The sequence below is a fragment of the Mesorhizobium metallidurans STM 2683 genome (assembly GCF_000350085.1).
Taxonomy (GTDB): domain Bacteria; phylum Pseudomonadota; class Alphaproteobacteria; order Rhizobiales; family Rhizobiaceae; genus Mesorhizobium; species Mesorhizobium metallidurans.
On sequence record NZ_CAUM01000018.1, the window covers coordinates 1 to 19,453 of the forward strand.

Annotated in this window: 18 protein-coding genes; 13 read left to right on the forward strand and 5 right to left on the reverse strand. The window is 62.8% G+C overall.

Annotated features, from left to right (window positions below):
- Positions 1-65 precede the first annotated feature (65 nt).
- From MESS2_RS04070 to MESS2_RS04080, 3 genes are all read left to right on the forward strand, one after another.
- Positions 66-545 (forward strand): hypothetical protein, encoded by a 480-nt coding sequence (locus MESS2_RS04070; protein WP_040592055.1) that lies wholly within the window; start codon positions 66-68, stop codon positions 543-545.
- Between the two features lie 350 nt (positions 546-895).
- Entirely contained in the window at positions 896-1,855 is a 960-nt protein-coding gene (locus MESS2_RS04075; RefSeq protein ID WP_008872810.1) for a DUF1402 family protein, read from the forward strand.
- A 182-nt stretch (positions 1,856-2,037) separates the two neighbouring features.
- Entirely contained in the window at positions 2,038-2,472 is a 435-nt protein-coding gene (locus tag MESS2_RS04080) for an FKBP-type peptidyl-prolyl cis-trans isomerase (protein ID WP_008872811.1), read from the forward strand.
- A 42-nt stretch (positions 2,473-2,514) separates the two neighbouring features.
- Here the strand turns inward: MESS2_RS04080 and MESS2_RS04085 are convergent, their stop codons facing one another.
- From MESS2_RS04085 to MESS2_RS04095, 3 genes are all read right to left on the reverse strand, one after another.
- On the reverse strand, positions 2,515-3,747 hold the full coding sequence (locus MESS2_RS04085) for an NAD(P)/FAD-dependent oxidoreductase (protein WP_008872812.1): 1,233 nt from the start codon (positions 3,745-3,747) through the stop codon (positions 2,515-2,517).
- On the reverse strand, positions 3,747-4,061 hold the full coding sequence (locus MESS2_RS04090) for a MocE family 2Fe-2S type ferredoxin (RefSeq protein ID WP_008872813.1): 315 nt from the start codon (positions 4,059-4,061) through the stop codon (positions 3,747-3,749). The genes MESS2_RS04085 and MESS2_RS04090 overlap by 1 nt, the downstream gene beginning before the upstream one ends.
- Before the next feature lie 66 nt (positions 4,062-4,127).
- The gene (locus MESS2_RS04095) at positions 4,128-5,237 is read right to left on the reverse strand and encodes a fatty acid desaturase family protein (protein ID WP_008872814.1); all 1,110 of its coding nucleotides are present in this window, start codon (positions 5,235-5,237) and stop codon (positions 4,128-4,130) included.
- Positions 5,238-5,410: 173 nt separating this feature from the next.
- Here MESS2_RS04095 and MESS2_RS04100 point away from each other — a divergent pair, with 173 nt between their 5' ends.
- The 7 genes from MESS2_RS04100 to MESS2_RS04130 all read left to right on the forward strand — a co-directional run bounded on the left by MESS2_RS04100 (position 5,411) and on the right by MESS2_RS04130 (position 13,404).
- A complete protein-coding gene (locus MESS2_RS04100) occupies positions 5,411-6,442 on the forward strand; it encodes a LacI family DNA-binding transcriptional regulator (protein WP_008872815.1) in 1,032 nt (343 codons plus the stop codon).
- A gap of 359 nt (positions 6,443-6,801) precedes the next feature.
- Positions 6,802-7,743: a sugar ABC transporter substrate-binding protein gene (locus tag MESS2_RS04105; RefSeq protein ID WP_008872816.1), complete on the forward strand. Its 942-nt coding sequence runs from the start codon at positions 6,802-6,804 to the stop codon at positions 7,741-7,743.
- Positions 7,744-7,915: 172 nt separating this feature from the next.
- Complete coding sequence (locus tag MESS2_RS04110) at positions 7,916-8,992, forward strand: ABC transporter permease (RefSeq protein WP_008872817.1); 1,077 nt, start codon at positions 7,916-7,918, stop codon at positions 8,990-8,992.
- A gap of 2 nt (positions 8,993-8,994) precedes the next feature.
- Positions 8,995-9,762, forward strand: coding sequence for an ATP-binding cassette domain-containing protein (locus MESS2_RS04115; protein ID WP_008872818.1), 768 nt, complete (start codon positions 8,995-8,997; stop codon positions 9,760-9,762).
- 115 nt (positions 9,763-9,877) lie between these two features.
- On the forward strand, positions 9,878-10,870 hold the full coding sequence (gene iolG, locus MESS2_RS04120; RefSeq protein WP_008872819.1) for an inositol 2-dehydrogenase: 993 nt from the start codon (positions 9,878-9,880) through the stop codon (positions 10,868-10,870).
- 176 nt (positions 10,871-11,046) lie between these two features.
- Positions 11,047-11,841 carry an SDR family oxidoreductase gene (locus MESS2_RS04125; protein ID WP_008872820.1) on the forward strand — a complete coding sequence of 265 codons (795 nt, stop codon included), beginning with the start codon at positions 11,047-11,049 and terminating at the stop codon, positions 11,839-11,841.
- A gap of 471 nt (positions 11,842-12,312) precedes the next feature.
- Positions 12,313-13,404, forward strand: coding sequence for a 3-deoxy-7-phosphoheptulonate synthase (locus tag MESS2_RS04130; RefSeq protein WP_008872821.1), 1,092 nt, complete (start codon positions 12,313-12,315; stop codon positions 13,402-13,404).
- Positions 13,405-13,414: 10 nt separating this feature from the next.
- Here MESS2_RS04130 and MESS2_RS04135 read toward each other — a convergent pair whose 3' ends face one another.
- Positions 13,415-14,524, reverse strand: a complete 1,110-nt coding sequence (locus MESS2_RS04135; protein WP_008872822.1) for a Gfo/Idh/MocA family protein — start codon at positions 14,522-14,524, stop codon at positions 13,415-13,417.
- Between the two features lie 159 nt (positions 14,525-14,683).
- Here MESS2_RS04135 and MESS2_RS04140 point away from each other — a divergent pair, with 159 nt between their 5' ends.
- Positions 14,684-15,529: a MurR/RpiR family transcriptional regulator gene (locus tag MESS2_RS04140; protein WP_040592064.1), complete on the forward strand. Its 846-nt coding sequence runs from the start codon at positions 14,684-14,686 to the stop codon at positions 15,527-15,529.
- Here the strand turns inward: MESS2_RS04140 and MESS2_RS04145 are convergent.
- Positions 15,526-16,416: an AraC family transcriptional regulator gene (locus tag MESS2_RS04145; RefSeq protein WP_040592067.1), complete on the reverse strand. Its 891-nt coding sequence runs from the start codon at positions 16,414-16,416 to the stop codon at positions 15,526-15,528. The two genes, MESS2_RS04140 and MESS2_RS04145, sit on opposite strands and share 4 nt — an antisense overlap.
- A gap of 139 nt (positions 16,417-16,555) precedes the next feature.
- Between MESS2_RS04145 and MESS2_RS04150 the strand changes: the two genes are divergently transcribed.
- Both MESS2_RS04150 and MESS2_RS04155 read left to right on the forward strand, forming a co-directional pair.
- On the forward strand, positions 16,556-17,284 hold the full coding sequence (locus tag MESS2_RS04150) for an SDR family oxidoreductase (RefSeq protein WP_008872825.1): 729 nt from the start codon (positions 16,556-16,558) through the stop codon (positions 17,282-17,284).
- A 213-nt stretch (positions 17,285-17,497) separates the two neighbouring features.
- A complete protein-coding gene (locus MESS2_RS04155; protein ID WP_008872826.1) occupies positions 17,498-19,432 on the forward strand; it encodes a bifunctional 5-dehydro-2-deoxygluconokinase/5-dehydro-2-deoxyphosphogluconate aldolase in 1,935 nt (644 codons plus the stop codon).
- Positions 19,433-19,453: the final 21 nt, after the last annotated feature.

A 19,453-nucleotide genomic window follows, 5' to 3' on the forward strand; every position in this document is an offset into this window, starting at 1 on the left:
TCGAGCCCTCGACAAGGGTTCAATTCAAGTTCGAGGAAACAGCGGCTCTGAGGTAATTCGCGATCATGACGGAAGGCATTGACGGAGACAGTAACGATCAATTTATATTCGATCCAGATGTAATGAAGGTCTTCTCTAGAGATGGCTCCGTCAACGTTCTGGCAAAGCAAGCATTCGGAGGAAAAGAGTCCGAGTATATGGCATACGGGTATGCCATCGAGTGGAGCGGGGGCGTATCTTGCTTCTGGGCCCAGATCGATTACGTCAGGGATGAAGCGGGTTCTGTTGTTACGATAGATAAAGCTGGTCGAGCCTATGGCATAGTGTGGAGAGATGTAAGGCTCCATGGGTTCGTGCAGGATCTCATGACTAGGCAAGCGTTTAGGTCAGAAGTCATCACTGATGATAGAGCTTACCAAGCTTTTGGCAGGTTGGTGGCAAGCTTCCTTTGCGTTAACCGGGTTCTGAGACACAATCCTCCGGTGAGGTTCATTTCTTTTCACCGTTCGGAGCATTTCGAGCCGCGTGAAATAAAGGTTGCTTGACATACCGGGACCAAAAAGCCGCACCCGTGATAGGGTTTGGCTGTGCCGGAGCTTTAACACTCTCGACGTAACCGATCGGCGAGTCGGCAAGCGGCTTTCAATCTCCGGCCGGCAATGTGTGGCCAAATGGAAGCATCTGGCCAGCTTTTGCCTTGCCGGGCGAAGGGGGCTCTCGACTCCCCTTCCGCCTTTACCTAGTTTGCCCGGCGACTACGGCGCTGCGTCGATTGGACGAACGAAGGACGCTGTAGCACATGATTTGGCGCATGATCCCCAGCGAAAATCGATTCTGATAGTCGCTGACGCGGACCTTTGGTTCGGGGTCATGCGCTGTTACAGGGCGGCGGCGCATGAGAAAACTTATCCTCGTCATTCTCGGATTGACGCTGGCGGCAGCCATGTTCGGCGCGCAAGCGGCGACTTTGGTGCCGCCGGGTAACCGCAACGCCGAGCAGCCCGACATACCGGGCGCCTCCAGCCGGCGCACCCAGGCCACCAACACCACCTTCCAGGCAAAGTACCGCAAGGTCTATGCATTGCTCCAGAACGATGCCGGGCTTCGCGGCAAGATCCGCCAGGCAGCGGCGGCCTATGGCATCGACCCGATGCACATCGTCGGCGCCATCGTCGGCGAGCATACCTATAATGTCGACGCCTACGACCGGCTGCAGACCTACTACGTCAAGGCAATCTCCTATCTGTCGAGCAAGCTGGCCTTCGCCTATGGCGGCGAGGACATCACCGATTTCGTGCAACGGCCGCAATTCCAGAAATGCGCCGGCAAATCGGACAGCTACGATCTGTGGGAGTGTCGCGAGCAGGTGTGGAACGGCTCGTTTCGTGGCAAAACCGTCGGCGGGACAAGCTTTCCCAACGACCGTTTCGGCGCGACTTTCTTCCAGCCCTATTATGCCGGCCAGACCTTCGGCCTCGGCCAGCTCAATCCGCTGACCGCGCTGCAGATGAGCGATCTCGTGCATCAGGTTTCCGGCCTGCCGAAGCTCGACGTCGGCGATCCGAACGCGGTCTACAAGACCATCATGGATCCGGACCTCACGCTGTCCTATGTCGCGGCGACGATCAGGAAATCGATCGATGCCTATAAGGACATTGCCGGCTTCGACATATCGGGCAATCCCGGCATTACAGCCACACTCTACAATGTCGGCAATCCCGAGCAGCGCGCCTATGCGCTGAAAGCCGAGAACGCCAAGCGCCGTGCCGCCGGCGAACCGGAGAAGCTGCCGGAGGAAAATTACTACGGCTGGCTGGTCAACGACAAACTGCCGGAGTTAAAAGCGCTGTTCTAGCGCCGTTGGCTTCCGCCGATCTCAGGCACCGGACCTCGACATTCTCGGCAGTTCCGGCACTTTACATCGGCAGCCGGGCGCCTAGTTCTAGTGTTTCGCACCGCGCACCTTTGCGTGGATGGTCGAAAACGGGGCCGTGAACTCTAGGCCGGTCCCTCAAAAACTCCCAAAGGACGGCTGTCATGACACAAGCCAAGAATGGCGACACCGTGCGCATCAACTATACTGGGCGCCTGACCGACGGCACTCAATTCGATTCTTCCGGCAATGAACCGCTGCAATTCACACTGGGTGAAGGCCAGGTGATCCCCGGTCTCGAAACCCATGTCGATGGCATGGAGGTCGGTACGAAAAGCACCGTCACCGTTCCCGCCGACGCCGCCTACGGACGCCATCGTCCCGAAGCGGTCATAACCATCGACCGCGCCAACGTGCCGGAAAACATCAACGTTGATATCGGCACCCGATTGCAGGCCCGCACCCGTGAAGGGCGTGCCATGCCAGTAACGGTCGTCGGCGTGGACGATGCCAGCGTCAAGCTCGACGGCAATCACCCGTTGGCCGGAAAGAACCTGGTGTTCGACGTTGAACTGGTCGAGATCGTTCAAGCGGCGTAGTTCCGGCGTTGGCACGGGTGTCGGATTGAAAACCGCGCTGGCTCAGGCCGCCAGCAGCGACTTGAGCTTGACCGTTTGCGAACCGAGCGCTTCAGGCGCCGGCTTTGCCCGCCTGGCGATCAGCATCTCGGCCAGCCTGATGTCGCGGGCGACCGCATTGCCCGGGCCGATGCCGCTCGCCGCCACCAGCCTTCCGTCCTCGGCCAGATGGAACAGGATGAAGGCGCCGTCGTCGAGGTCGCGCCGCACAGTGGAGCGGCCTTCATCCGAGAGCCCCGATATCTGCAGGGTTAGGCCATACTGATCCGACCAGAACCATGGCACGGCGGCGTGGGCCTCGCCGGCGCCGAGCATGTTCCTCGCCGCCAGCGCGCCCTGCTCCTGGGCATTGCGCCAGGCCTCCAGCCGCACGCGGCGGCCATAGACGGCAAGTGGAAACGAGCAGCAATCGCCAGCGGCGAAGATGTCGGGGTCGCTGGTGCGAAGCTCGGCGTCGACAGCTATGCCGTTATCGATCGTTAGCCCGGCTTCCGCGGCGAGCGAGGTCACCGGCACGGCGCCGATGCCGATCACCGCGAGGTCGGCGACGATGTCGCTGCCGCCGGCAAGCGTGATGCGCACGTCAGTGCCGTCGTCGGCGACGGCCGCGATACCCTGGCCGGTGAGGATCTTCACGCCTTCGGCCTCATGCGCCTGGTGGATGATATCGGCGATTTCGGCCGGTACGCCGCGCATCAGGATGCGCGGCTGCGCCTCGATGACGGTGACCGAAGCGCCCAGTTTACGCGCCGCTGCGGCGAGTTCGAGGCCGATGAAGCCGCCGCCGATAATGGCGACGCGGTTTCCGGCCTTGAGATGAGCGCGAATGGCCAGCGCGTCGTTGAAGGTCCTGAGATAGACGCAACGCGGTCCGAGGCCCGGCATCGGCAGTCTGCGCGGCAGGGAGCCGGTGGCCAGCAATAGCTTGTCGTATGGCAGGGTCGAGCCGTCCGACAGACGCACGCTGTGCGTGGCGCGGTCGATGGCGACGGCCTGAACCGAATGGATATGCCGGATCGATCTCTCTGCCAGGATTTCGTCGCTGGCGATCGCCTTGATCGCGGGCGCATCGCCAGTCATCGCTTCCTTCGACAGCGGCGGCCGCTCATAGGGCAGATGCGGCTCGTCGCCGACCAGCGTGACCGGCCCGTCATAGCCGAGATCGCGCAGCGCCAAGGCAGCCCGCCCGCCGCATTCGCCGGCGCCGATGATGAACATTCCCGCCTGCATGACCATCACCCGAGCTGAATGAGGATTTTGCCGGCATCGACCTTGACCGGATATGTCCTGAGGTTGACGCAAACCGGCGCCCCCCTGGCCTGGCCGGTCTTGTAGTTGAAGCGGCCATTGTGCTTGGGGCACTCGATGATGTCGTCCAAGACCAGCCCGTCGGCCAGATGCACCTTCTCATGCGAGCAAAGGCCGTCCGTCGCGAAATACTCGTCGTCGGGGCTACGATAGATGGCGAAGGTGCGGCCGCCATGATCGAACCGCATCACGTCCTCTTCGTCGATGTCTCCGGCCTCACAGGCCTCGACCCAGTCGCTCATCGGTCCTCCCGGCAGAATTTTTGTCGGTCAATTTGCCAGCCTGATCAGTTTGTCAGGCGGCGCGTGTCATTCCGCTGCGGCCGCCACGGCGGCGTTGTCGTTATGGAGTTCCTCGCGATAGGGCTTCGCCGTCGGCGGCAGCTCGCGCTTGAGGAAATAGTCCTCGTTGCGCAGCTGGCGCAGGAAGACAGGTATCATTTCGCGGTAGCCGGCCAGGATCGATCGCGTCGGCGCCGGCAGATCATGCTTGATCATCTCATGCAGCCGGGGCAGCGCGTGATAGGGCACCATCGGGAACATGTGATGCTCCACATGGTAGTTCATGTTCCAGTAGATGAACCGGCTGATTGGATTCATCAGCACGGTACGGCTGTTGAGACGGTGGTCGATGACATTTTCGGCGAGGCCGCCATGCTGCAGCAGGCCGGTCATGACATGGTGCCAGGCGCCGTAAAGCCTGGGCAACCCGACCAGCATCAAGGGCAGGAACGAACCCATAGAAAATGCCAGCGCGATGGTCGCGGCATAGATCGCCGTCCAGATGCGGGCAATGCGGATCGCCTTCGGCTGCTCCTGCTCGGGAATGAAGGTCTTTTCCGCCGGGCTGATAATGCCGGCCGCATTGCGCAGCATGTCGCTCATGGCATGCCAGGCATCGAGAATGCCGAAGAAATTGAGCACGACGCGCAACAGATCCGGTGGGCGCATCACCGCGATCTCCGGGTCACGGCCGACGATGATCGTGTCGGTGTGATGGCGGGTATGGCTCCAGCGCCAGGTCACCGGATTGCGCATGATCATGAAGCAGGCGATCTGATAGACCGCGTCGTTCATCCACTGGGTCCGGAAAGCGGTGCCGTGGCCGCATTCGTGCCAGCGCGAGTCGGTCGAGGAGCCGTAGAGCACGCCATAAACGAAGAAGAACGGCACGCACCACCACGTGCCCCAGAACCAGGCGCCACCGGCGCCGCTCAGGATCAGCGCGGCGAGCCAGATGATGGTGTCGCGGATCGCCGGCCCGTCGGAGCGCTGCATCAGCTCCTTCATCTGCTTGCGCGGGATGTCGGTATGATACCATTCGGCCGCCGCCAGCCCGTTGTCGACGGCGAGCTTGGCGTCGCGGCCGATCAGGCTGTAGTCGCGCCGGGACGGTGCTGCGTCCAACGTTGCGTCCATGGGAGTGCCTCCACCAGCGCCCTGCGATCCGCCCCGACTAATCCCGGGCCGCGGTCGCAAGCCTCGTAGGCTAGAAATAACGCTAAGCCATGATAGGCTCAATATCACAAAGATAGTTTCTATCATTTCCCATCAGAATGATATAAATTGCTTTGGCAAGCGGAGAGACAGCCATGCCAAAACGGCCGACCATCACCGATCTGGCGCGCGCCTCCGGCGTCAGCGTCGCCACCGTCGACCGGGTGCTGAACAATCGCCTGCCGGTGCGCGAGGAAACCGCGCGCCGCGTCTACGAAGCCGCCACCAGCATCGGCTACCACGCCGCCGGGCTGATCAAGCAACGGATGCGCCAGGAACTGCCGGAATACCGGCTCGGCTTTCTGCTGCTGAGGGGCAATGACGTTTTCTACAGCGATTTCGCACGCGAGCTCGAACTGGCGGTTTCGCAATCGCAGCGCTTCCGCGGCGTGGCAACCATCGACTTCGCCAGTTCGCTGGCGCCCGACGAGATCGCCGCCCAGATGCGCAAGCTGGCGGCGAAATCCAGGGCCGTCGCCCTTGTCGGTCCGGACCATCCGACGCTGACGGCAGCCGTGGAGGCGCTGAAGGCAAGAGGGCAACCCGTCTTCTCGCTGCTGTCCGACTTTGCCGCCGGTATCCGCGAGGGCTATGTCGGCCTCGACAACCGCAAGGTCGGTCGCACCGCGGCCTGGATGATCGCCAGGGCGGCGAGGAAGCCCGGCAAGGTCGCCCTCTTCGTCGGCAGCCATCGCTTCCATGGCCACGAGCTGCGCGAGATCGGCTTCAGATCATTCTTCCGCGAGCATGCGCCGGAGTTCACGGTGATGGAGACGCTGGTCAACCTGGAGGCCAACCAGGTGACGCACGATGCGATGATCGATCTTCTGGCGCGCTACCCGGATCTTGCCGGCTGCTACGTCGCCGGCGGCGGCATGGAAGGCGCGGTCTCGGCGCTCAGGGCAGCGAGGCCCGTCAATATGCCGGTGGTCGTCTGCAACGAGATCAACGCCGAGTCGCGCGCCGCGCTCGCCGACAACATCCTGACCATGGTGATTTCGACGCCGCTGGCAGCACTGTGCCGCGAACTTGTCGGACTGATGGCGCATGCCATCGAGGCAGGCGCTGCCAATGCGCCGGGCCAGACCTTCCTGCCCTTCGACATCTATCTGCCGGAAAACATCTAGGTCAGACAGAACATCCGGGTTCAGAAAGGCGCCGCGATGCGTCGACAATAATGTGAACCATCAACCTGATGGAAACTTGCATAGGCCTGCCGGTCCGTAAGCCGGACCCTATGAAAAATCCGGCATCCCGCTTCGGAATCTCCTTGACGCCCTTACGCGAAATGGAATAAATATTTCACCAACTAGGCATTTTGGTTCTTTCGTTCCGGAACATCTGTTTCAAACAGAGGGCTTGGCGTTCCAGCCAGTGCGAAAAAACGTCATCCGGAGCAGAGGGCAAGCGGGAGAGATTCCCCGGGAGAGCGGGGATTCCGGGTAGATCGGTGCAGCCGGACACCAATCATGTGGAGGAGAATAAAATGAAAAAATTGCTTTTGGGCGTCGCCATCATGGCGCTGATGAGTTCGTCCGCCTTGGCAGCCAAGGTCGGCGTGTCGATGGCCAAGTTCGACGACAATTTTCTCACCGTGCTGCGCAACGGCATGATCGAGCAGGCCAAGGCCATGGACGGCGTCGAGTTGCAGGTCGAGGACGCGCAGAACGACGTCGCCAAGCAGCTCGACCAGATCAAGAACTTCGTCGCCTCGGGCGTCGACGCGATCATCGTCAATCCGGTCGACACCTCGGCCACCCAGGCGATGTCGGATGCCGCGGCCGCGGCCAAGGTTCCGCTGGTCTATGTCAACCGCGAGCCGGTCAATGTCGACACGCTGCCGGAGAGCCAAGCTTTCGTCGCCTCGAACGAGGTCGAATCCGGCACGCTCGAGACTCAGGAAGTCTGCCGCCTGTTCACGGAAGCCGGCAAGAAGGAAGCCAATGTCTATGTGATCATGGGTGAGCTTTCAAACCAGGCCGCGGTGCAGCGCACCAAGGACATTGACGATGTGATCGCCAAGCCGGAATGCAGCTTCATCAAGATCATCGACAAGCAGACGTCGAACTGGAGCCGTGACGAAGCCCAGAACCTGATGACCAACTGGCTGTCGACCGGCAAGCCGTTCGACGGCGTGATCGCCAACAATGACGAAAGCGCCATCGGCGCCATACAGGCGATGAAGGCCGCCAATATCGACATGAAGTCGGTTGTCGTCGGCGGCGTCGACGCCACCCAGGACGCGCTTGCCGCGATGCAGGCGGGCGACCTCGACGCAACCGTGTTCCAGGATGCGGCCGGCCAGGGCGCGGGCGCGCTGGATGCCGCGCTGAAGCTCTCCAAGGGCGAGAAGGTCGAGCGCAAAGTCTACATCCCGTTCCAACTGGTCACGCCTGCCAACATCGACAAGTTCCTGAAGAAGAACTGAGGCAAGGCTTCGATACGGGGCGGCGCATCAAACCAGAAGAACAGCGCCGCTCCTAATTTCCTCCCGCCCAGCGGGCGGGAGGATGAATGCGATTAGAGCGACGTGCGTCCATTTGGACGCTTTCCGAAAATCGGTTCCGGTTTTCGGGCCGATGCGGCCGGAGGAAAAGAACTTGGCACAGACATCTCATGGCGTCGGCGGGCTCAGCTATGATGCGAAGAAGCGCGCATGGCCTGCCGAATTCAACGTCTTCCTGGCGCTCATCATCCTCGTCGGCGCTTTCGAACTGATCGGCCGGGTCTTTCTTGGCGACAGCTTCCTGTTCAATACCCGCGACAATGTCGATGCGATCTTCAACGAGGCGCGCCTGCAGATCATCATCCTGCAGGTGTCGATCGTCGGCATCATCGCCATCGGCGTCACGCAGGTGATCATCACCGGCGGTATCGATCTGTCCTCGGGCTCGATCGTCGGCGCCACGGCGATGATCGCCATGAGCTTCGCCCAGGTGGCGACGGTCAACGGCAACCCGAACCCCAAGGCGATGTTCCTCGCGCAGGGCTGGACCGACCTGCCTGTCATCGTGCCGCTAATCGTCGCGATCGGCTGCGGCCTGCTGGCCGGCCTGACCAACGGCCTGCTGATCGCCTATACGCGCATCCCGCCATTCATCGCCACGCTCGGCATGATGGTGACGGCGCGCGGCATCGCCAAATGGTGGTCAAAGGGACAGCCGATCTCGTTTCCCACCGACAGTTTCGCGGCAATAGGCAAGGGCCTGATGCCGGTCATCATCTTCATCTCGCTGGCGATATTGTTCCAGCTGATCCTGAGCTACACCAAATACGGCAAGCACTGTTATGCCATCGGCTCCAATGAGGACGCCGCGCGCATGTCCGGCATCAACGTCAAGAACCACAAGATCCTTGTCTACGCCATCGCCGGCATCCTCGCCTCGCTCGCCGCCGTGGTGCTGTGCTCCAAGAATCTCACCGCCCAGGCCGGCATGGGGGTGATGTACGAACTCGACGCGATCGCCATGGCGGTGATCGGCGGCGTCTCGCTGTCGGGCGGCCGAGGCTCGATCATCGGCACGGTGATCGGCTCGCTAATCTTCGGCGTCATCATCTCCGGTTTCACCTTCCTGCGCCTCGACGCCTACTACCAGGAGATGGTCAAGGGCGTGATCATCGTCGGCGCGGTCGTTCTCGACCAATGGCGCCAACGCCAGCGAGCCATAGGAGCCTGACCATGTCGGACATCGTTCTCAAGACCGAAAACCTGACCAAGCGCTATGGCGGCGTGCATGCGCTGGAAGGCGCTGACTTCGAGCTGCGCAAGGGCGAGCATGTCGCCATCATGGGCGACAATGGCGCCGGCAAATCGACCTTCGTGCGCCAGATCACCGGCGTCGAACAGCGCACCGACGGCAAGGTCTGGTTCGACGGCAAGGAAGTGAACTTCGCCGGCCCGATCGAGGCGCGCGAGGCCGGCATCGAGACGGTGTTCCAGAACCTGGCGCTCGCCGACGATCTCGACGTGCCGTCCAATCTGTTCCTCGGCCGCGAAAAGGTGCTGTTCAATCTCGGACCGTTCTCGATCCTCGACCGCAAATATATGCGCAAGGCGACCGAGGCGGCGCTGGTCCGCACCGCAGTCAAGATTCCCAACCTCAACAACACCATCCGCCACATGTCGGGCGGCCAGCGCCAGTGCGTGGCGATCGCCAGGACCGCCACCTTCGCCTCTAAGCTGATCATCATGGACGAGCCGACGGCAGCGCTTGGCGTGCAGGAGACGGCGCAGGTCGAAAACATCATCCGCACGCTGAAGGCCAATGGCGAGCCGCTGATCCTGATCAGCCACAATATGCGCCAGGTGTTCGACCTGGTCGACCGCATCGTCGTCTTCCGGCGGGGCAAGATCGTCGCCAATCTGCGCAAGCAGGACACCGACGGAAACGACATCGTTGCCTACATCACCGGCTCCAAGACCGGGGAGGCGGCGCTTGCGGCCTAGCACCGGCGCAACAGCGGGTCTTCGGCTGCCTGCTGTTCGTTAGAACACCACCCGCGCTTCTCTGCCTGACAGGCGCGGGCTCGCCACGTTCGAATCATTCTTAAAGGAATTCCAGATGACTATCCGCTTCGCTCTTCTCGGCGCCGGCCGTATCGGCAAGGTCCACGCCCGCGCTGTCGGCTCCAATCCGCAGGCCAAACTGGTTGCGGTGGCGGACGCCTTCGAGAAGGCGGCGACCGATCTGGCATCGGCCTATGGCGCCGAAGTGCGCAGCATCGAAGCCATCGAAAAGGCGGCCGACATCGACGCGGTCGTCATCTGCACGCCGACCGACACCCACGCCGATTTGATCGAGCGTTTCGCCAAGGCCGGCAAGGCGATCTTCTGCGAAAAGCCGATCCACCTCGACGTAAAGCGCGTGGAAAAATGCCTGGCCGTGGTCGACAAGGCCAAGGCCACCTTGATGGTCGGTTTCAACCGCCGCTTCGACCCGCATTTCGCCGCCGTGCGCAAGGCGATCGACGACGGCGCCATCGGCACGGTCGAGATGGTGACCATCACGTCGCGCGATCCCGGCCCGCCGCCGCTCGACTATATCAGCCGCTCGGGCGGTATCTTCCGCGACATGACCATCCATGACTTCGACATGGCGCGCTTCCTGCTCGGCGAGGAGCCGGTGGCGGTCAGCGCGCATGCCTCGGTGCTGGTCGACAGACAAATCGGCGAGGCCGGAGATTTCGACAGCGTCAGCGTCATCCTCGAGACCGCTTCCGGCAAGCAGTGCGTCATCTCCAATTCGCGCCGCGCCACCTATGGCTATGATCAGCGCATCGAGGTGCATGGATCGAAGGGCATGGTTGCCGCCGAGAACCAGCGGCCGGTGTCGATCGAACTGGCCAACGACAAGGGCTACACGCGCCCGCCGCTGCACGACTTCTTCATGACCCGCTACATCGACGCCTATGCCAATGAGATCGCCGCCTTCATCGCGGCTGTGACATCGGGCAAGAAGGCGGCGCCGAGCGGCAAGGACGGGCTTGTTGCCCTGGAACTGGCGGACGCGGCGCTGAAGTCGGCGAAGTCCGGCAAGACCGTCCGCCTCGACTAAGGTGTGTTGATATTCAGGTGATGCCGGCCTGCAAACGGCGGCTTCCTGCGCTTCCGGTGCTCACGTACCCAACAGTACGCTCCGCTCCGGTTCTCGGAAACCACCATTTTCGGCTCGGCCTGACCTGAATCTGAACACACCTTGGGCTATTTGGTATCGAACACAGGAGCAGAGCGATGAACGGTTCCGCCGATCGCAATTCCGAGACACGCGCAATCGTTACCGGCGGCGCGCAAGGCATCGGCTTTGCCGTCGCCGCTGCATTGGCCGACGAGGGCTGCCGGGCGCTGGCGCTGATCGGCCGCTCGCAGGAGAAAGGCGACAAGGCCGTCGCCACCCTCAAGAAGTCAGGCGTCGACGCCATCTTCATCGGCGCCGACGTCGCCAAAGTGGCCGACTGCAAGCGCGCTGTCGACACTGCGATCGGCCATTTCGGCACCATCAATGCGCTGGTCAACGCGGCGGCCACCTCGGCGCGCGGTTCGCTGGTCGAGACCAGCGAAGAGCTTTTCGACACCATCTTCGCGACCAATGTGCGTGGACCGTTTTTCCTGATGCAGGGCGTGGTGGCGCACCTGCTGGACAAGAAGGCGCCGGGATCGATCGTCAATGTACTGTCGATGTCGGCGCATTGCGGCCAGTCGTTCCTGACGCCCTATTCGACCAGCAAGGGCGCGCTGATGACGCTGACCAAGAATGTCGCCAATGCCTATCGCGGCAATCGCATCCGCTGCAACGCCGTGCTGCCGGGCTGGATGGACACCGAGGGCGAGGCGATCGTGCAGAAGAAATGGCACGATGCGCCCGACAACTGGCTGGAAAAGGCCGAGGCCGCGCAGCCGATGGGTCAATTGGTGAAGCCGGACCAGCTTGCCCGGCTGATCAGCTACATGGTCAGCCCGCAATCCGGCGTCATGACCGGGTCGCTGGTCGACTATGACCAGAACATCGCCGGGTCGTCGCCGGAATGACGCCGGCGAGTCTAGCGGAACGCCCATCACTTCGTCATCCACGGGCGGAGCAAGGAGCGTAGCGACGCAGCGTAGACCCGAGGATCCACGCCGTGACTTCAACGCGTTGCCGCGGTGCAGAATTCTGCTCCGCTGCGCTCTTCGGCTAGCGTCACGGCATGGATCCCAGGGTCTCCGCGACGGAGCTTCGCTCCTGCTTTACCCTGGGATGACGAAGTTCGGGCGGCTTCAGCCAATCGCGAATGGGCTGGAGTAGACCTGCTCCTCATCAGACACGTGACAAGCGCCTCGGCTTCGACTATATGAGCCTCATGATCAACCCGACCGCCACGTATTGGTACTTTAGGAGCTCGCTGGCGGCGGGAGGATTGCGCTCGATCTGAAGATTGCAGCATCGAAATCCGAACAGCCGCCAGACCTGGCGGCTTTTTTGTTTCAGCCGGCAGGTCTCCCAATCAGGAGCAGAAAGCCGTGTTGACCACCACAGACGATCTTCGGGTCAAGGAAATCAGGGAACTGAGTACGCCGGACCAGGTGATGCGGGAGATCCCGCGCACGCTGACGGCGACGCGTACCGTTGCCGCCTCACGCAACGCCATCCATTCCATCCTGACCGGCGCCGACGACCGGCTGGTGGTCATCGTCGGCCCCTGTTCGATCCACGACCCGGTCGCCGCCGTGGACTATGCCAGCCGTCTGGCCGCGCTGCGCGAGAGCCTGGCGGACCGGCTGGAGATCGTGATGCGCGTCTATTTCGAGAAGCCGCGCACGACGGTCGGCTGGAAGGGCCTGATCAACGATCCCGACCTCGACGACAGCTTCAACATCGACAAGGGGCTGCGGATGGCGCGCAACGTGCTTTCGGCGGTCAACAATCTCGGCCTGCCGGCGGCGACCGAATTCCTCGACATGGCCACGCCGCAATACATTGCCGACCTCGTCGCCTGGGGCGCGATCGGCGCGCGCACGACCGAGAGCCAGATCCATCGCGAGCTCGCATCGGGCCTCTCCTGCCCGGTCGGTTTCAAGAATGGCACCGACGGCAATGTGCGGATCGCCGCCGAGGCGGTGAAATCCGCCGCCCAGCCGCATCATTTCATGGCGGTGACGAAAGGCGGGCGCAGCGCCATTGCGACAACCACCGGCAATGAGGACTGCCATGTCATCCTGCGCGGCGGCATCCAGCCCAACTATGACGCGGCGAGCATCGCGGCGGCCAGTGCGGAACTCGGCCGGACCGGCGTGGCGCCGCGGCTGATGATCGATGTCAGCCACGCCAACAGCTCGAAGAAGCCGGAGAACCAGCCGAAGGTGGCGGCCGACGTGGCCGGCCAGGTGGCTGCGGGCGACGAGCGCATCATCGGCGTCATGATCGAGAGCAACCTCGTCGCCGGCCGCCAGGACGTTGTATCAGGCAAGCCGCTCGTCTATGGCCAGAGCATCACCGATGGCTGTATCGACTGGGCGACCACCGAGACCGTGCTGCACGGTCTTGCCGACGCCGTCGAACAGCGCCGATCGGCGCGCCAGGCCCTGATATCAAGCCGCCCGGGGGCCGCCTGACGCCGAGGAGTTATCGCACATCCACCCAACGCTTTTCCTCGAACGAGCGCGCCATCGCATGCACGGTGCGCTCGATCTCCAGGCCCTCGTCGAAGTCGATGATGCGTGCCGGCTTGCCGGCCAGCCTGGTCAGCAGTTCGCGGCACTCGATCATCTTGAGGTCGTTGAAGCCGAGGCCGTGGCCGGGCGCCGGCACGAAGGCGTCGTAAGGCTTGTGGTGCGGCGCCACCAGGATGGTGCGGTAGCCCTGCTCTGTCGGGCGGTCTGATGTGAGATAGAGCTGGAACTCGTTCATCCGCTCCTGGTCGTAGAGGATCGAGCCCTTCGAGCCGAATATCTGGATGGCGATGCGGCCCTTGCGGCCCCAGGCCGAACGGTTGACCAAAAGCGTGGAGGCGACGCCGTTTTCGAGACGCATGAGCACGCTGGCGATGTCGTAGGTCTCGACCGCGCGGCGACCGCCGGAAGCGAGTTTGCGGTCGGCATAGGGCTTGGTCATGTCGCACATGACGCGGGCGACGCGGCCGAACAGCACCGAAACCAGCGACAGCGGATGCACGGCGAAATCGTCGAGCGCGCCGTAGCCGGAGGCCGCCTCGTGCTTCCAGAAGAACAGCGCCTCCGGATCGGCCATGAAATCCTCGTCCATCTCGATACGCAGAAGGTTGACGTCGCCGATGATCTTCTCGTCGAGCAGCGCGCCGATATGGCGGATGGCGGGGTTCTGGATGTAGTTGTAGCCGAGCGCCGCCACCTTGCCGGACTTTTTCGCTGCTGCCGCCATGGCTCGCGCTTCGGCGAAGCCCGGTGCCATCGGTTTTTCGCACCATAGATGCTTGCCGGCTTCGAGGATGGCGATGGCCATTTCGGGATGGAACTGGTTTGGCGTCGTCAACGAGACGATATCGACCTCGGGGTCGTTGACGACGGCGCGCCAATCGCCTGAGCCTTTGGCGAAGCCGAACTCGCCTGCCTTGCGTTTGGCAAGCTCGTCATTGATCTCGCCGAGATGGACCAGCCTCGGCTTGGCCACGTCGGGAAAGACGGTGCCGACGGCGTTCCAGGCGATGGCATGGCACTTGCCCATGAAGCCCGTGCCGATGAGGCCCACTCCGACCATTTCCGTCATCTCCAAATGCAAAGGGAAAATTCGTGTGGATGAATTAATCCATTTCTTTTGCAAATGGAACGTGTGACTCATTTTTTATGGCCTTCTTGCACAAGCCGGCTATGATGAGGCAGGAGAGGGAATACCAATATGGCCTTGGGCGGAGCGACGATGGACGAACGGGTCCCCCGCGATTTCGAGACGTTGCGCGCGACAATCCTGGAGCGGCGCCAGAGCCTGCCCAAGCGTATCGCCCAAATCGCCGCCTATGCGCTCGACAATCCTGACGACATTGCCTTCGGCACCGCCGCCAGCATCGCCGCTTCGGCGGGTGTCCAGCCTTCGACGCTGATCCGCTTTGCCCAGCAGCTTGGCTTCGACGGCTTCACCAGCCTGCAGCAGGTGTTTCGCGAGCGCCTGCGCGAGCGCAATTCCTCCTATGACGAAAGACTCGCGGCATTGCGCGCCAAAGCCGAAGAGGGCGCCGGCCATCGGGCGATTTTCGACGGCTTCGTCGCCGCCGCCAGCACTTCGCTCAGCGACATTTCGCGCACGCTGAACGAAGCGCATTTCGAAGAGGCGATCGCCCTTTTGGCAAAGGCCGAGACGATCTATGTGCTGGCCAAGCGCCGCTCCTATCCGGTCGCCTCCTACATCGCCTATGCGCTGGGCAAGCTCAAGATCCGCAACCAGCTGATCGAGTCGGCCGCCGGCCTGAACGCCGAGATGATCGGCTTTGCCACGCCGGCGGATGCCGTCATCGCCATCAGTTTTTCGCCCTATGCGCCGGCGACCATCGAGGAGACGCGCGCCATCTCGGACCAGGGCGTGCCTATCGTGGCCATCACCGACAGCTCGTTTTCGCCGCTTGCCCAGTTCGCCAAGGTCTGGTTCGAGGTCGCCGAGGCCGATTTCGGCGGCTTCCGCTCGCTGTCGGCGACGATGGCGCTGGCCATGGCGCTGACCGTTGCCGTCGGCGAGAAGCGGCGCGACACGGGCAGGAAACGCAAGGTCTAGATAACCTCCACGGCCACTTCGCCTCTTGCCACAAGCCGCGCTGCGTCGCGTGCGGGCGGCGACCCGAACTGACGGGCATACTCCCGGCTGAACTGGGAAGCGCTCTCATAGCCGACGGCGAAGGCGACCTGTGCCACGTTGCCTGGCTGGGCGACCAGCAGATGGCGGGCCTCCAGCAGCCGGATCTGTTTTTGATACTGGATCGGGCTCATGGCCGTCGCCGCCTTGAAGTGGCGATAGAATGCGGCGTTGCTCATATGGGCAATTTCGGCCAGATCCGCGACCCGGATTGGCTGATGGCAGTGCGCCCGGATCCAGGCGATCGCCTGGCCTATCCGCGCCAGATGGCCATCGGCGTGCGCAAGCTCACGAAGCTTCCCGCCTTGCGGGCCCTGCAGCAGCCTAAACAGCATCTCGCGTTGGAGCATGGCCGCCAGCACAGGAATCTCCGCTGGCCTGTCGAGCAACCGCATCATTCGACGCAACGCGTCGACCAGTTCGTCATTGACGGGAGAGGTGGAGAAATCGTCGCCGCCGAGGACCGGCTCGTGCTCGACGAGAAGTGCTGCGACAGCCTGCAGATCAAGGGTGAAGCCGATGGCCAGATAGGGACGCGCGGCGCTCGCTTCGACTATCTGGCTGATGGAGGGTGTGTCGACAGTGTAGATGAAATAGCTGGCGCGATCGTAACGAAGCGTCCGGTCGCCGATCAGAACCGTCTTCGCGCCTTGCAGCACGAACAATATCCCCGACCCCCACACGCCCGGCAATGGTGGCGTGGTGACTTCGCTGCGGCCGATCGAAACGCGGGGGATCGCCGTTGGTGTGCGTCGGCCGCGCGCATGGCGGCCGGCGATATCGATCAGTTCCCGTAGTGCCTCGCTCATGGCGCCAGCATCGCGCATCCACGCGGCCGGCGCAACCAGCGTGAGAGGATTAGGCAAGAGCAGGAGAGGTTTCGGCGCGCGGCGTCCCCGGCGGCGCGCCATCTTGGGTCTTCGACATGGATAGAAGGAGACATCCAAAATGACGACATCGAAAAGCGCAGTGGTGACCGGCGCCAACAAGGGCATCGGCCGCGAAATAGCCCGGCGACTGGCGGCGGCGGGCTTCAAGGTCTGGCTCGGCGCCAGGGACGCCGGACGCGGCACGGCGGCGGCGCAAGCCTTGCGCGCCGAAGGCCTGGACGTTCAATGGCTTGATTTGGACGTTACACAGGACGAAAGCGTGGTGGCTGCCGCTAGAGTTGTCAGTGCGGAAAGGCCCTGCCTTGACGTGCTGGTGAACAATGCCGGTGTCGCTATCAACTACGACCCGCCGCCGAGCCAGCAGCGTGTGGCCGACATCCAGGCGACTTATGACGTCAACGTCTTCGGCCCGATCCGCGTGACCCAGGCCTTCCTGCCGTTGCTTGTTGCAGCGCCGGCTGCCCGCATCGTGATGGTGAGCAGTTCCACCGGGTCCATCGGCCGCGCGCTCGATCCCGCCACCGCGAACCACGCGGTCAACTTGATGGGTTACGGCAGCTCCAAGACGGCCTTGAACGCCATCACCGTGGCCTTTGCCCGGGAACTCGCGCCGCAAGGCATCAAGGTCAACGCCGCGGCGCCCGGCTACACCGCCACCGATCTGAACGGGTTTAAAGGCCACCGAACGGTGCAGCAGGCGGCCGAGATCGTCGTTCACCTGGCGACCCTGGGCGCTGATGGTCCGACCGCCGGCTACTTCAACGACGATGGCCCGCTTCCCTGGTGAATCGGTTTCCCGTGGGATACCAATCTGGCGCACGGCCGGGGCCAGATCCATTCCCGTGCGCCTTTGCATCGCCACTTTTCAGCAAAGGAATGCTCGTTCCATATTGACTATGGATTGGAATTATTATTTCATATTGCTGGCGCCACGCTGCCGCTCGCGCGTGTCACCCAAAACAACGTGTTGCCATGACAACAAGGCCGACGGGAGGTACGAATGGGCGAAGCCGTGGACGCGAAACATGCGCCGCTCGACATTATCGCCATCGGCCGCGCTTCGGTCGACCTCTATGGCCAGCAGATCGGCTCGCGCCTGGAGGACATCACCTCCTTTGCCAAGTCTGTCGGCGGCTGTCCGGCCAACATTTCGGTCGGAACGGCGCGGCTCGGCTTGCGCTCGGCGCTGCTCACCCGCGTCGGCGACGAGCAGATGGGCCGCTTCATCCGCGAGCAGCTGAAGCGCGAAGGCGTATCCGTCGACGGCCTGAAGACCGATCCCGACCGGCTGACCGCGCTGGTGCTGTTGTCGGTCGAGGAAGAAGGCGTCTCGCCGATGATCTTCTATCGCACCGACTGCGCCGACATGGCGCTTTCGGAAGACGATATCGACGAGGCGTTCGTCGCCTCGGCGCGCGCCATTGTCGTCACCGGCACGCATTTCTCGCGACCCAACAGCGATGCCGCACAGCGCAAGGCGATCCGCATCATGAAGGCCAGGGGTGGCAAGGTGGTGTTCGACATCGACTACCGCCCCAACCTCTGGGGCCTTGCCGGCCATGCCGAAGGGTTCGAGCGCTATGTCAAATCGGACCGGGTCTCGGCGCAACTGAAGACGGTGCTGCCCGACTGCGACCTCATCGTCGGCACCGAAGAGGAGATCATGATCGCGTCGGGCGCCGACGATTGCCTGAGCGCGCTGAAGACCATCCGCTCGCTGTCCCCGGCCACCATTGTGCTCAAGCGCGGCGCCATGGGCTGCATCGTCTATGACGGGCCAATCAGCGACGATCTCGAGGACGGCGTCGTCGGCAAGGGTTTTCCGATCGAGGTCTACAATGTGCTCGGCGCCGGCGATGCCTTCATGTCGGGCTTCCTGCGCGGCTGGCTCGGCGGCGAAAGCTTCGCCACTGCGGCGACCTGGGCCAATGCCTGCGGCGCCTTCGCCGTATCGCGGCTGCTCTGCGCGCCGGAATATCCGACCTTCGAGGAATTGCAGTTCTTCCTCAAGAACGGCAGCAAGCATCTGGCCCTGCGCAAGGACGAGGCGATCAACCACATCCACTGGGCGACCACGCGGCGGCGCGACATTCCGGCGCTGATGGCGCTGGCCTGCGACCACCGTGTGCAACTCGAGGACGTCGCCGCCAAAGCCGGCGCCGATGTCTCGCGCATCCCCGCCTTCAAGGTGCTGACGGTCAAGGCGGCGGCGAAGGTCGCCGCCGGCCGCGCCGGCTATGGCATGCTGCTCGACGAGAAATACGGCCGCGACGCGATGTTCGAATTCGCCCGCCACCCCTTTGCCTGGCTTGGCCGGCCGGTCGAATTGCCGGGCTCGCGGCCGCTGCGCTTCGAATTCTCGCAGGACATCGGCTCGCAACTGGTCGAATGGCCGGTCGACCACTGCATCAAGTGCCTGTGCTTCTATCATCCCGACGATCCCGCAGCGCTGAAGGAAGAGCAGCAGCAGAAGCTGAAAGGCCTGTTCGAGGCCGCGCGGAAAGTGGGCCGAGAACTTCTCATCGAGATCATCGCCGGCAAGCATGGCAAGCTCGACGACACGACGGTCCCGCGGGCGCTGGAGGAGCTCTATGCGCTCGGCATCAAGCCCGACTGGTGGAAGCTCGAACCGCAGGCCTCGGCCAGCGCCTGGGCCAGGATCGAGGCGGTGATCGTGAAGAACGATCCATGGTGCCGCGGCGTCGTGCTGCTCGGGCTGGAGGCGCCGCAGGACGAGCTGGAGGCCGCCTTTGCCGCCACCGCCAAGGCGCCCATCGTCAGGGGTTTTGCCGTCGGTCGCACCATTTTCATCAATGCCGCCGAACAATGGCTTGCCGGCAGGATGTCGGACGACGAGGCTATCGCCGACATGGCGTCTCGCTTCGAGAAACTGACCGACGCATGGCTTGCCGCGCGTGGCCGCAAAGCAGCATAAGAAGGCGCGGCATAAGGACTG